Source organism: Streptomyces sp. T39 (genome assembly GCF_008042045.1).
Lineage (GTDB): Bacteria > Actinomycetota > Actinomycetes > Streptomycetales > Streptomycetaceae > Streptomyces.
On record NZ_RDBP01000012.1, the window covers coordinates 2,995,831 to 3,009,357 of the forward strand.

At 71.0% G+C, this 13,527-nt stretch carries 10 protein-coding genes and 1 pseudogene; 7 read left to right on the forward strand and 4 right to left on the reverse strand.

The window, feature by feature from the left end:
* Positions 1-10: 10 nt before the first annotated feature.
* The 3 genes from EAO77_RS14655 to eccCa are packed head-to-tail and all read right to left on the reverse strand — an operon-like array spanning position 11 to position 5,261.
* Positions 11-622: a hypothetical protein gene (locus EAO77_RS14655; RefSeq protein WP_261993902.1), complete on the reverse strand. Its 612-nt coding sequence runs from the start codon at positions 620-622 to the stop codon at positions 11-13.
* Positions 619-1,290, reverse strand: a complete 672-nt coding sequence (locus tag EAO77_RS14660; RefSeq protein ID WP_147988419.1) for an alpha/beta hydrolase — start codon at positions 1,288-1,290, stop codon at positions 619-621. Before EAO77_RS14660 ends, EAO77_RS14655 begins: the two co-directional genes overlap by 4 nt.
* Complete coding sequence (gene eccCa / locus EAO77_RS14665; protein ID WP_147988420.1) at positions 1,287-5,261, reverse strand: type VII secretion protein EccCa; 3,975 nt, start codon at positions 5,259-5,261, stop codon at positions 1,287-1,289. The genes EAO77_RS14660 and eccCa overlap by 4 nt, the downstream gene beginning before the upstream one ends.
* A 223-nt stretch (positions 5,262-5,484) precedes the next feature.
* On the opposite strand from eccCa, the gene eccD reads away from it, so the two are divergent.
* The 6 genes from eccD (at position 5,485) to EAO77_RS14695 (ending at position 12,551) form a co-directional block, all read left to right on the forward strand.
* A complete protein-coding gene (eccD, locus tag EAO77_RS14670) occupies positions 5,485-6,987 on the forward strand; it encodes a type VII secretion integral membrane protein EccD (RefSeq protein WP_147988421.1) in 1,503 nt (500 codons plus the stop codon).
* Positions 6,988-7,153: 166 nt separating this feature from the next.
* Positions 7,154-7,444 (forward strand): 30S ribosomal protein S15, encoded by a 291-nt coding sequence (gene rpsO, locus EAO77_RS14675; protein ID WP_147988422.1) that lies wholly within the window; start codon positions 7,154-7,156, stop codon positions 7,442-7,444.
* A 281-nt stretch (positions 7,445-7,725) separates the two neighbouring features.
* A complete protein-coding gene (locus EAO77_RS14680; protein ID WP_147988423.1) occupies positions 7,726-9,939 on the forward strand; it encodes a polyribonucleotide nucleotidyltransferase in 2,214 nt (737 codons plus the stop codon).
* A complete protein-coding gene (locus EAO77_RS14685) occupies positions 9,936-11,315 on the forward strand; it encodes a M16 family metallopeptidase (RefSeq protein WP_147988424.1) in 1,380 nt (459 codons plus the stop codon). Before EAO77_RS14680 ends, EAO77_RS14685 begins: the two co-directional genes overlap by 4 nt.
* Positions 11,316-11,334: 19 nt before the next feature.
* Entirely contained in the window at positions 11,335-12,087 is a 753-nt protein-coding gene (gene dapB / locus EAO77_RS14690) for a 4-hydroxy-tetrahydrodipicolinate reductase (protein ID WP_147988425.1), read from the forward strand.
* Between the two features lie 11 nt (positions 12,088-12,098).
* Complete coding sequence (locus tag EAO77_RS14695) at positions 12,099-12,551, forward strand: tetratricopeptide repeat protein (protein WP_147988426.1); 453 nt, start codon at positions 12,099-12,101, stop codon at positions 12,549-12,551.
* A 110-nt stretch (positions 12,552-12,661) separates the two neighbouring features.
* Here EAO77_RS14695 and EAO77_RS14700 read toward each other — a convergent pair whose 3' ends face one another.
* Positions 12,662-13,210 carry a hypothetical protein gene (locus tag EAO77_RS14700; protein WP_147988427.1) on the reverse strand — a complete coding sequence of 183 codons (549 nt, stop codon included), beginning with the start codon at positions 13,208-13,210 and terminating at the stop codon, positions 12,662-12,664.
* 83 nt (positions 13,211-13,293) lie between these two features.
* On the opposite strand from EAO77_RS14700, the pseudogene EAO77_RS14705 reads away from it, so the two are divergent.
* Positions 13,294-13,527 (forward strand): annotated as a pseudogene (locus EAO77_RS14705) (hypothetical protein); the annotation flags it as partial.

A 13,527-nucleotide genomic window follows, 5' to 3' on the forward strand; every position in this document is an offset into this window, starting at 1 on the left:
CCTTCAGGTGTCATCCGCCGCTGGCGGAGGGCGAGGGCGCCGGGGTGTTCGCGGACCAGAAGGGGGACTCGATGTAGGGCAGTCCCTCGGCCTCCGGGGAACCGGGAGTGGGGGTCGGCCGGGGAGGCACCGTGACCTCGGATTCCGTCACGCAGGGCGAAGCGACGTTGAAGAAGGCCTGCCCCGCGTGTCCGATCTTGGCCGTGAGCTGGAAGCCCTCCGGGGTGCGCGCGAAGATGGCCGGCCTCTCCTTGTGCGGTCGCACTGCGGTGATTTCGTACCCTTCCTTCTTCCAGTAGCGCTCGATCACGCCCATGAAGCTGCCACGCCGCTCGGCGGAGATCACCGTCACGATGTACCGGCCGCGCTTGACCTGTCCGGTTCCTGTCGCGTCGTTCTTGAAGTCGGTGCAGATCGGGTTGCTGGACGGTCCCTGTCGTGCTTCGACACTGGGTGAGACGGAGGCGATCGTGCTGTCCAGGAGCTTCTCCGCCAGGTCTCCGGCCTGCTGCATGTTCGCTTTCAGAATCTCTTCCTCGGGTCCGGAGCCGTTGCCGACATGACCGCAGCCGGACATCGTCGACACGGCGAGTGCCACGAAAAGAACGCGATGCTGCTTCATCGGTGTTTCTCCGGAACGCCGAACCAGATGTCGTCGTCGCCCTGATCGGCGATGTCTCCGAAAATGTAGGAACCGAGAGGTCCGCCCCCGAAGAAGCCGGCCGTGCCCGCGACGGCCTCGTTCTTGGACGGCAGCATGGTGACCGGGTCGTTGCCCGCGGCGCCCACGTACACGTGGTCCTTCCCGACGCCGAGGCCTTCCGCCCGGTCGACGCCGACACCGGGGCTGCCCAGCAGCACGATGTCGTCCGCCCCCGGTATGCCGCCGCTCTCCTGCGTGGCGGCCCCTGCTACTCGCGAGCCGTAGGAATGCCCGACCGCCGTCAGGTGCGGATCCCCGTGGTCGTCGGTCGCCGCGAGACCGCTCATGAACGAGTGGTGAGCCGGAGCGCCCTTCTCGGCTCGGTCGGCGGACATGACGTCGGCGTTCGCGAGCAGGTTGGCCGCGTCCACCCCACCCAGTTGCGGCGGATCGTAGCCGAGCCACACGATGGCGGCCCTGGAGGGATCGTTGTCGCGTGACAGCGCGGCCGTGTCGTGCGCTCCCTTGACATCGTTCCTCGCGAAGTCCGCGTCCAGGGATGTACCGAGACCAGGCACGTAGGCCGCGACGTTCCTCGACGCATCCGGTTCCCGATGTCCCGAGGCCCGGTCGGCCGCCCCGATCACGACGCGTAGTCCGTCGGCACCAGTCCCGTCTGCACCAGCGGGTTGCCCCGCTGGCGGGAGATGAAGATGCCGCGGCCGGGCGGCATCGGGCGCATCCGCACGCCGCCGAGCACATCGCCCTCCGTCGGGTCGCCCGACAGCAGCACGCCCTGGGCGCCCAGCTCCATCATCCGCTGCATGAACGCCTCGTAGCCGGCCCGGGACGCGCCCGCCGAGCTGCGGGCGATGACGAAGCGCACGCCCACGTCCCGGGCGAACGGCAGCATCTCCGTCAGCTTCGCCAGCGGGTTGCCGCTCGACGTGGACACCAGGTCGTAGTCGTCGACGACCACGTACACGTCCGGACCCTGCCACCAGCTCCGGTCCCGCAGCTGCTGGGCCGTGACCTCGGCGGACGGCGCGCGCCGCTGCATCAGCTCCGCGAGCGCGTCCACGTGGTGGTCCATGTTGTTCGACATCGGCACGTACTCGGCGAGGTGCGAGGCCGGGGTGACGTCGAGCAGGGCGCGCCGGTTGTCGATCACGAAGAACTTCGCGGAGTTGCCGTCGTACCGCTCCGTGATCTGCTTGATCAGCAGCCGCAGCAGGTTCGACTTGCCGGACTCGCTCTCGCCGAACACCAGGAAGAACGGGTCGCGCTCGAAGTCGACGAAGACCGGCTCCAGGTTGTTCTCGTCGATCGCGAACGCCACCCCGCGCCGGGGCTCGGCGAAGCCCGCGGGGAGTTGCTGCGCCGGGAACTCGCGCGGCAGCAGGCGCACCTTCGGCGCCGTCGGCCCCGTCCAGTGGCGGCTGATCTCCTGCACCATCGCCGCGGTGGCCTCGGCGAGGTCGCTGTCCGACTGGATGCTGTCGATACGCGGCACGGACGCCATGAAGTGCAGCTTCTCGGGGACCAGACCGCGGCCGGGCACCCCCTGCGGCACGTTGACGGCGAGCTTGCGGTCTACCTCGGAGTCCATGGTGTCGCCGAGCCGCAGTTCCAGGCGGTTCAGCAGCTGGTCCTTGATGTTGGACCGCACGTCCATCGACCGCGAGGCGGTGAGGACGACGTGGATGCCGTAGCCGAGCCCGCGCACCGCCATGTCGACCACGGCGGACTCCAGCCCCTCGTAGTCGTTGCGGAAGTTGCCCCAGCCGTCGATGACGAGGAAGACGTCGCCCCACGGCTGGTCGGTCACCGAGATCTCGCCCCGGGTGCGCAGCCTGCGGTAGGTGTTGATGGAGTCGATGCCCGCGCTGCGGAAGTACTCCTCGCGGCGGGACAGGATCCCGTACACCTCGGCGACGGTGCGCCGCACCCGCTCGGGGTCCAGGCGGGAGGCGATCCCGCCGACGTGCGGCAGGCCCGCGATCGAGGACATGCCGCCGCCGCCGAAGTCCAGTCCGTAGAACTGCACCTCCTGCGGGGTGTGGGTGAGCGCGAAGGCGGAGATGAGCGTCCGCAGCAGGGTCGACTTGCCGGACTGCGGACCGCCGATGATCTGCAGATGGCCCGCCGCTCCGGAGAAGTCCCGGTACAGCACGTCACGGCGCTGCTCGAACGGCTTGTCGACGACGCCCAGCGGGACGACCAGCTTGCCCGCGCCCTCGAACCCGGGCTGGGTGAGCCCGCGCCCCTCCACCCCGGCGAGGCCCGGCAGGATCTCGTCCAGCGGCGGCGGGTTGTCCAGCGGCGGCAGCCACACCTGGTGGGCCTCCGCGCCCCGGCCCTCCAGCCGGCGGACGATCACGTCCAGGACGGAGTCGGCGAGCGCGTCGTCCTCCGGGGCCCGCGCGTCCGGCACGCGGGGCTGCGCGGCGGGCTCGATGTAGCGGACCGGGACGGGCGCCGCGGTGAACGCGACGGGCCGCCGGTCGACGGGCAGCGGGCCGCCGGGGACGGCGGCGTGCTGGTTGGTGCGGTAGACACCCGAGACGTACGCGGCCTTGAAGCGCACCATCTCGTCGGTGCCGTACTTCAGGAAGCCCGAACCGGGGACGTTGGGAAGGGTGTACGCGTCCGGCACACCGATCGCCGCGCGGGACTCGGCGGCCGAGAAGGTCCGCAGGCCGATCCGGTACGACAGGTACGTCTCCAGGCCGCGCAGCCGCCCCTCCTCCAGCCGCTGCGAGGCGAGCAGCAGATGCACGCCGAGCGAACGGCCGATACGGCCGATCTGCACGAACATCTCGATGAAGTCCGGCATTGCGGTGAGCAGTTCGCTGAACTCGTCGATCACCAGGACCAGCGAGGGGATCGGCTGGAGCGGAGCGCCCGCGGCGCGGGCCTTCTCGTAGTCGTGGATGTTCGCGTAGTTGCCCGCGTCGCGGAGCATCTCCTGGCGGCGGTTGAGCTCGCCGCGGATGGAGTCGCCCATGCGGTCGACGAGGGTGAGGTCGTCGGCGAGGTTGGTGATGACGGCGGCCACGTGCGGCATCTGCGACATGCCGGCGAAGGTGGCGCCGCCCTTGAAGTCGGCGAGGACGAAGTTCAGCGTCTCCGACGAGTGGGTCACGGCCAGGCCGAGCACGAGGGTGCGCAGCAGCTCCGACTTCCCGGAACCCGTGGCGCCGACGCACAGGCCGTGCGGGCCCATGCCCTCCTGTGCGGCCTCCTTGAGGTCGAGCATGACGGGGCTGCCGTCCTCGCCGACGCCGATCGGGACGCGCAGCCGCTCGGACTGCGAGCGCGGCCGCCAGGTGCGGGCCACGTCGACCGACGCGGCGTCGCCGAGGTTCAGCAGGTCGGTGAAGTCGAGGTTGGCGAGCAGCGGCTCGTCGTCGTCCCCGCCGCTTCCGATGCGCAGCGGCGCGAGCTGTCGGGCGAGGGCCTCGGCCGCCTCCAGCCCCAGACGGTCGGGGGAACCGTCGTAGACGAGGCCGTGCCCGGACTCCAGCTGCAGCGAGTCGGGGTGCACGGTCACCGAGAGACCGCCGCGCGGGCCGGTGTGCTCGCCGGGCACCACCTCGATGATGGTCACGCCCTGAAGGCCTTCGGGGGCGGCGAGCGCGGACGCGGGGGGCACCGACTGCCCGTCCAGCACGACCACGATGTGCGGCTGGTCGAGGAGCGGGTGGTTGCCGCCCTGGAAGCGGGGCCGGCCCTCGAGCCGGGTGGCGAGCATGTCCTGGAGGTCGCGCGGGTCCGTGGTGATCAGGCGGCGGGAGCCCGCGCCGTCGCCGGGCCCGGTGTCCTGGACGTGCGGGAGCCACTTGGCCCACTCCCACCCCGGCGCCGCGGACGGGGCCGTGGCCACGGCGACGACCAGGTCCTCGGGGGAGTGCAGCGCCGCCAGCGACCCGACCATGGCACGGGTCGCCGACCGGGCGGACTCGGCGTCCCCGGTGACGGTCAGGTGGTAGAACGCCCGCAGCGACACCGCCATCGGCAGACCGTCCACGGTGCCGTGCGCGTTCAGGAACTGCTGCATCGCCCCCGCGGTGAGCGGCTCCAGCTCGTCGACGGGCGCGGTGTCGGGCTCGATGAGCGGGGTGGCGAGCTGCTGGCTGCCCAGTCCGATGCGCACCTGCGCGAAGTCGACGTCGGCCACGCGCCGCTCCCAGACCCGGCTGCCCTCGGCGACGAGCGCCCACAGCTGTTCGGGGGAGGGGTGCAGATAGAACTGCGCGTCACGCTGGAGGTGCGCCGTCCGCAGCACCGAACGGCGGGTCTGCGTCAGATACTTCAGATAGTCGCGCCGCATGTCGGCGAGCTGTCCCTGGGTGCCGCGCCGGTAGCGGACGAGCATGGCGATGGCCATGGCGACCGTGGACGCGATCATCACCATGCCCATGATCCGCATGATGGGGTTCGGCGTCATGAAGAAGAAGACGACCGAACCGCCCATGCCGAGCATCGGCAGGAGCTGCATCAGAGCGCCCTCCTGCTGTCCGCGGGGCAGCTCGGGCGGTGGTTGCAGCTGCACCTGCTCGCCGGGCACTTCGGACGGCAGGGCCCGTGGTGGGCGCTTGACGACGATCTGACTCACAGCTCACCAATTCCCTTGGCGGAGGGAAACTTCCTATCGGCGCCCCCGTGGCGACGGGCTCCCTCCGCGGTCAGGGATCCTACTTGCGTCAGGTGTGACGGGTGGGCGGTAGGGTGGCGCGACGGATTTGCGCAGCCATGAACTACCGCAAAAAAAGGGTCATTCGGAGCGCATTGTCAGGCCAGCCGGCCAGGATCACCACGAGGGGAAGCAACAGGTGAGTATGACGGCCCCAGCCACGACCGGCGGACCCGGCCGGTCCGCCCCCGCGACCGTGTCCGGCGGCGGCACGGGATTCTGCCGGGTGACGGTGGTGGCACCCGACGGCCGCGTCGACGTCGCGCTGCCGGAGGACATCGCCGTCGCCGATCTGTACCCGGAGATCCTGCGGCTGTCCGGCCAGACCCCCGAGCCGGGCGCCCCCGTCGGCTACCACCTGGTGCGCCGCGACGGCACCGTGCTCGACGGCGGCCTCTCCCTGTCCGCGCAGCGCATCCTCGACGGCGAGCTGCTCTCGCTGCGCCCCTTCGCCGACTCGCTGCCGCCCGCCGTCTTCGACGACGTGTCCGACGCGGTCGCCTCCGCCGTGGCCAAGGACCGCACCCTGTGGAGCGACGCGCTGATGCGCGGCGCCGGCCTGGTCGGCGGCTCGGTCCTGATGGTGCTGCTCTCCTTCGTGCTGTGGTCGGCGGACCCCCGCCACGACATGCACGGGCTGCCCGGCATCCTCGCCGCCGTCACCGCCGTGCTGCTGCTCGCCCTCGCCGGCGTGCGCGTGCGGGTCTACGACGACCGCGGTTCCGCCGTCGCCCTCGGCATCGGTGCGATGGCGAACGCCGGGGTCGCGGGCGCCGGTCTGCTGCCGCTCGGCCAGGGCGAGGGCATCGGCAAGCTCCAGTTCCTGCTCGCCTGCGCGGCCGTCCTGCTGTGCTCGGTGATCCTCACCATCCTGGCCCCGGCCGGCGACGGCCCCTTCGTCGCCTTCGTCTTCGCCTCCGCGATCGGTCTGCTGGTCACCTTCGTCGCCATCCTGACCGAGCTGCGGCCCTCCGAGACGGCGGCCGTCTGCGCCCCGCTCGCCGTCGGCCTGCTCGCGTTCCTGCCCGGGCTGTCGACCCGTTTCGCCCGCCTGCCGATCGGATTCGAGCCGCCCCGCACCGGCACCGGCGGCTACGGCACCGATCCCGAGCAGCAGCAGGGCCCGGTGGACGCCGTCCGCATCGCCGCGCAGGCCCGCCGCGGTCACGAGCTGCTCGTCGGCCTCGTCGGCGGCTGCGCCCTGGTCGCCGTCGGCGCCTCGGCCGTGCTCGGCTTCTCCGACAGCATCTGGGGCCAGCTCCTCGCCCTCGCGACGGGCGTCGCCATGCTGATGCGAGCCCATCTCTTCCGCTACACCGCGCAGGTCGGCTGCGCACTCGCCGCCGGGCTGGGCGCGCTGGTGCTCCTCGGGCTCGGCCTGTGCCTCAACCCGCCGGTGGAGATGATCCAGGCCGCGTTCAAGGGCGACGGCACCGCGCTGGACATCCGCACCGTCTGGCTGTCCGCCGCCATCGCCGGCGTCGCCGCGGTCATCACCGCGATCGGCCTGGTCGTGCCCCGCAAGGGAGTCACCCCCTTCTGGGGCCGCTTCCTGGAGGTGGCGGAGACGTTCGTGCTGCTCACGCTGGTGCCGCTGACGCTCGCGGTCTTCGACGTCTACCACTCCATCCGTGCGCTGACCTCCTGATCCGGGCTGGTACGCTGTACGACGGCCGTTTGTGTACGCGATCTCCGGAAGCTCCGCGCCTCTGGGATCCGCGCCCATCGGACCTTCGCCTCCGAGTCACGGAAGCTCCCCTGAGACCAAGACCAGGGGCACTCGCGGGCGCATCGAACACCATGAGGAGTACCGCGTGTCTCTCGACGCCGCTACGAAGAAGCAGATCATCGGCGAGTTCGGCACCAAGGAGGGCGACACCGGCTCCCCCGAGGTCCAGGTCGCGATGCTCTCCCGCCGCATCTCGGACCTGACCGAGCACCTCAAGACGCACAAGCACGACCACCACTCCCGCCGTGGTCTGCTGATCCTGGTCGGCCAGCGCCGCCGCCTGCTGCAGTACCTGGCCAAGAAGGACATCCAGCGCTTCCGTACGCTGGTCGACCGCCTCGGCATCCGCCGCGGTGCGGCCGGCGGCGCCAAGTAGCTCGCACGCAGGGGAGCGGTTCCCGACGGGGACCGCTCCCTTTGCCGTACATGCGTCTGTGCGTGCGCGACGTACGGCACGGCAATTAGTCTGGTCACACAACGCACCATTCGACGCGCGAGAAGACGCCTGATCGCCGCCGGTCCTCGGTAGTGGCCCCCGGACGACAACGACCCGGGTGCTTCGATCGAAGACCGGCCCGCACCCAAGGCGCTTCTCCCGCAGACGGTCCGCCGCCACACGGGCGGCGGACGAAAAGACGAACGTAGGAGACATCGCTAGTGGAGAACGAGACCCACTACGCCGAGGCCGTCATCGACAACGGCACCTTCGGCACCCGCACCATCCGCTTCGAGACGGGCCGCCTGGCCAAGCAGGCCGCCGGCTCCGCCGTCGCGTACCTGGACGACGACACGATGGTCCTCTCGGCCACCACCGCGTCCAAGAAGCCCAAGGACCAGCTCGACTTCTTCCCCCTGACGGTGGACGTCGAGGAGCGGATGTACGCGGCCGGCAAGATCCCCGGCTCCTTCTTCCGCCGGGAGGGCCGCCCCTCCGAGGACGCGATCCTCACCTGTCGGCTGATCGACCGGCCGCTGCGCCCCTCCTTCAAGAAGGGCCTGCGCAACGAGATCCAGATCGTCGAGACGATCATGGCGCTCAACCCCGACCACCTGTACGACGTGGTCGCGATCAACGCCGCCTCCTGCTCCACGCAGCTGGCCGGCCTGCCCTTCTCCGGCCCCATCGGCGGCACCCGTGTCGCACTGATCAAGGGCCAGTGGGTCGCCTTCCCGACGCACACCGAGCTCGAGGACGCCGTCTTCGACATGGTCGTCGCCGGTCGCGTCCTGGAGGACGGCGACGTCGCGATCATGATGGTCGAGGCCGAGGCCACCGAGAAGACGATCGAGCTCGTCAAGGGCGGCGCCGAGGCGCCGACCGAGGAGGTCGTCGCCGCCGGTCTCGAGGCCGCGAAGCCGTTCATCAAGGTCCTGTGCAAGGCCCAGTCGGACCTCGCCGCCAAGGCCGCCAAGCCCACCGGCGAGTTCCCGGTCTTCCTCGACTACCAGGACGACGTCCTGGAGGCGCTCACCGCCGCGGTCAGGAGCGAGCTCGCCCAGGCGCTCACCATCGCCGGCAAGCAGGAGCGCGAGGCCGAGCTGGACCGCGTCAAGGAGCTCGCCGCCGAGAAGCTCCTCCCGGCCTTCGAGGGCCGCGAGAAGGAGATCTCCGGCGCCTACCGCGCGCTGACCAAGAAGCTGGTCCGCGAGCGGATCATCAAGGACAAGGTCCGCATCGACGGCCGCGGCATCACGGACATCCGTACGCTCGCCGCCGAGGTCGAGGCCATCCCGCGCGTGCACGGCTCGGCGCTCTTCGAGCGTGGCGAGACCCAGATCCTGGGCGTCACCACCCTCAACATGCTCCGCATGGAGCAGCAGCTGGACACCCTCTCCCCGGTGACCCGCAAGCGCTACATGCACAACTACAACTTCCCGCCGTACTCCGTCGGCGAGACCGGCCGCGTGGGCTCGCCCAAGCGCCGCGAGATCGGCCACGGTGCGCTCGCCGAGCGCGCCATCGTGCCGGTGCTGCCGACGCGCGAGGAGTTCCCCTACGCGATCCGCCAGGTGTCCGAGGCCCTCGGCTCCAACGGCTCGACGTCCATGGGTTCGGTCTGCGCCTCCACCATGTCGCTGCTGAACGCCGGTGTGCCGCTGAAGGCCCCCGTCGCCGGTATCGCCATGGGTCTGATCTCCGAGGAGATCGAGGGCAAGACCCACTACGTCGCCCTCACCGACATCCTCGGTGCGGAGGACGCCTTCGGCGACATGGACTTCAAGGTCGCCGGTACGAAGACCTTCGTCACCGCGCTCCAGCTCGACACCAAGCTCGACGGCATCCCCGCCTCGGTCCTGGCCGCCGCGCTGAAGCAGGCCCGCGACGCCCGCCTCCACATCCTCGACGTGATGAACGAGGCCATCGACGTCCCGGACGAGATGTCCCCCAACGCCCCGCGGATCATCACCGTCAAGATCCCCGTGGACAAGATCGGCGAGGTCATCGGCCCCAAGGGCAAGATGATCAACCAGATCCAGGAGGACACCGGCGCCGACATCACGATCGAGGACGACGGCACCATCTACATCGGTGCCGCCCAGGGCTCGCAGGCCGAGGCCGCCCGCGCCACGATCAACGGCATCGCCAACCCGACCATGCCGGAGGTCGGCGAGCGCTACCTGGGCACCGTCGTGAAGACGACGACCTTCGGTGCGTTCGTCTCCCTGATGCCCGGCAAGGACGGTCTGCTGCACATCTCGCAGATCCGCAAGCTCGCCGGCGGCAAGCGCGTGGAGAACGTCGAGGACGTGCTCGCCGTGGGCGCCAAGGTCCAGGTCGAGATCGCCGAGATCGACTCCCGTGGCAAGCTCTCCCTGATCCCCGTGGTCGAGGGCGAAGAGGGCGACGAGAAGGACGACACCGACAAGTGACGTCCCGTAGTCCGCAGGCGACGGCCCGCACCTCCTCGGAGGCGCGGGCCGTCGCCCGTACCCAAACACTCCTCAAGGGCAAGGACGGCATCGGCACCGTCCGCCGCACGGTGCTGCCCGGCGGTCTGCGCGTCGTCACCGAGACACTGCCCTCGGTGCGCTCCGCGACCTTCGGCATCTGGGCGCACGTCGGCTCCCGCGACGAGACACCCTCCCTCGGCGGCGCCACCCACTACCTCGAACACCTGCTGTTCAAGGGCACCCGCAGCCGCTCCGCCCTCGACATCTCCTCGGCGATCGACGCCGTCGGCGGCGAGATGAACGCGTTCACGGCCAAGGAGTACACGTGCTACTACGCACGTGTGCTCGACACGGACCTGCCGCTCGCCATCGACGTGGTGTGCGACATGCTCACCGGGTCGCTGATCCTCCAGGAGGACGTGGACGCCGAGCGCGGCGTCATCCTCGAGGAGATCGCGATGACCGAGGACGACCCGGGCGACTGCGTGCACGACCTGTTCGCGCACACCATGTACGGGGACTCCCCGCTGGGCCGCCCGGTCCTCGGCACCGTCGACACGGTGAACGCCCTGACCGCCGACCGCATCCGCCGCTTCTACAGGAAGCACTACGACCCCACCCACCTGGTGGTCGCCGCCGCGGGCAACGTGGACCACGCCACGGTCGTGCGCCAGGTCCGCCGCGCCTTCGAGCGCGCCGGCGCGCTCGACCGCACGGACGCCGTGCCCATCGCCCCCCGCGACGGGAGCCGGGCCCTGCGCACCGCCGGCCGGGTGGAGCACCTGAACCGCAGGACCGAGCAGGCGCACGTCGTCCTCGGCATGCCCGGCCTCGCCCGCACCGACGAGCGGCGCTGGGCCCTCGGCGTGCTCAACACGGCACTTGGCGGGGGCATGTCCTCCCGGCTGTTCCAGGAGGTCCGGGAGAAGCGCGGTCTCGCCTACAGCGTGTACTCGTACACCTCGGGCTTCGCCGACACCGGCCTCTTCGGGGTCTACGCCGGCTGCCGGCCCAGCCAGGTCCACGACGTGCTGAAGATCTGCCGCGGCGAACTGGACCGGGTGGCCTCGGAGGGGCTGTCGGACGAGGAGATCGGCCGGGCGATCGGCCAGCTCTCCGGCTCGACGGTCCTCGGCCTCGAGGACACCGGCGCGCTCATGAACCGCATCGGCAAGAGCGAGCTGTGCTGGGGCACCCAGATGTCGGTGGACGAGATGCTCGCCCGGATATCCGCCGTCACGCCCGACGAGGTGCGCGCGGTGGCCGGGGACGTGCTGGGGCAGCGCCCGTCGCTGTCGGTCATCGGCCCCCTGAAGGACAAGCAGGCCGACCGCCTGCACGAAGCGGTCTCCTAACCCGTAAGGAAGCACATCGATGAGCAAGCTGCGCGTGGCCGTCCTCGGTGCCAAGGGCCGTATCGGCTCGGAAGCCGTCCGGGCCGTCGAGGCCGCCGACGACATGGAACTGGTCGGGGCCCTCGGCCGCGGCGACAAGCTGGAGTCGCTCGTCGAGTCCGGCGCACAGGTCGTGGTCGAGCTGACCACCCCGGCGTCGGTCATGGGCAACCTCGACTTCTGCGTACGGCACGGCATCCACGCGGTCGTCGGCACCACCGGCTGGACCGACGAGCGCCTCGCGCAGCTCGACACCTCGCTGGCCGCCTCCCCGGAGACCGGTGTGCTCATCGCGCCGAACTTCTCCATCGGCGCCGTGCTCACCATGACGTTCGCCCAGCAGGCGGCGCGGTACTTCGAGTCGGCGGAGGTCGTCGAACTCCACCACCCGAACAAGGCGGACGCCCCCTCGGGCACCGCCACCCGCACCGCCCAGCTGATTGCCGCGGCCCGGGCCGAGGCCGGCCTCGCCGCGCAGCCCGACGCCACGGTGACCGCCCTGGAGGGCGCCCGGGGCGCGGACGTCGACGGCGTCCCGGTGCACGCCGTGCGGCTGCGCGGCCTCCTGGCCCACCAGGAGGTCCTCCTCGGCGGCGAGGGGGAGACCCTGACCATCCGGCACGACTCGCTGCACCACAGCAGCTTCATGCCGGGCATCCTGCTCGGCGTCCGCCGTGTCACCTCCGCTCCCGGCCTGACCTTCGGCCTGGAGCACTTCCTCGACCTGGGCTGACCGGTACCTCGATGCGCGCAAAGATCACCTACTTCGTCACGGCAGCCGTCCTGGTCGTCTACTTCGTCCTGGCCGGCAGCCGCGGTGTGATGCTCCTGAAGCAGGGCACCGCCCTCACCGCCGTCTTCGGCGCCGCGGTGCTGATCCTGCCGGTCATCGGTGTCTGGTTCCTGTGGAAGAACACCCGGTTCGTCACCCGCGCCAACCAGCTGGCCGCTGAGCTGGACGCGGAGGGCGGACTGCCCGTCGACGAGCTCGTCCGGACCCCGGGAGGCCGGATCGACCGGGACTCCGCGGACGCGGTCTTCGACAGGCGCCGGGCCGAGACGGAGGACTCCCCGGACGACTGGCGCTGCTGGTTCCGGCTCGCCGTGGCCTATCACGACGCCCGGGACACGCCGCGGGCCCGCAGGGCGATGCAGCGGGCGATAGCGCTGCACGACGGCAAGCCGGTCCCCGGCTGACCGTGCCCGCCGGATCGGCGGGCCGCGGCCACGGCGAGCGGACGAGAGGGACCGGTCCCGGACGGTGAGCCGTCCGGGACCGGTCCCTCTCGTGTGTGTGCGGCGGAGCCTCAGCCCGCCCGGTACTCGGCGCCCCACGCCTCGACGGTGTCGGCCGCCCGGTCGAACGCCTCCAGGCGGGACAGGAAATCGGCGTCGTGGTCGGTCATCAGCGGGATCTGCTGACCGCCCTGGGTGACGAGGAGCAGCGCCTGCCCCTGGACCGTGCGCGGCAGGCCGAGCCAGCGCACCGGCTGCTGCACCGTGCGCAGCGCGGTGGAGCGCGTCCAGGCGAGGGTCGACGTCGAGAAGAACCCGACCCGCCGCACGCCGTGCCGGCTCACCCAGGTGCCCATCCGCAGCAGCCGCAGGGCCACCAGGACGAGGAGCGCACCGAGCGCCATGCAGACGGCGGCGCCGGACAGGGCCCCGGCGAACGCGATGATCATCGAGGCCATCAGCACGAACGACGCGAGCAGCAGCACCAGAGCCGCGGCTCCGACCCGCCACGGCCCCGGGCGGTACGGGCGCCGCCAGCGGTCGTGGTCGTCGAAGGGCAGCGCGATGTCGTCCGCTTGCGTGTCGAAAGCACGGTCGGCCGTCAGGAAGGGCAGGGGCACGAGCGATCCTCACTCACCAGCACGCTTGATTCGGCTGTGCCCGGTGAGGCTACCGAGGTGCTCGGTGGGGGACCACCCCTGGGGGGCCGTGGCGGGTCGGAGCCGCGGCTCTGGTGCTGCTGCTCGCGTCGTTCGTGCTGATGGCCTCGATGATCATCGCGTTCGCCGGGGCCCTGTCCGGCGCCGCCGTCTGCATGGCGCTCGGTGCGCTCCTCGTCCTGGTGGCCCTGCGGCTGCTGCGGATGGGCACCTGGGTGAGCCGGCACGGCGTGCGGCGGGTCGGGTTCTTCTCGACGTCGACCCTCGCCTGGACGCGC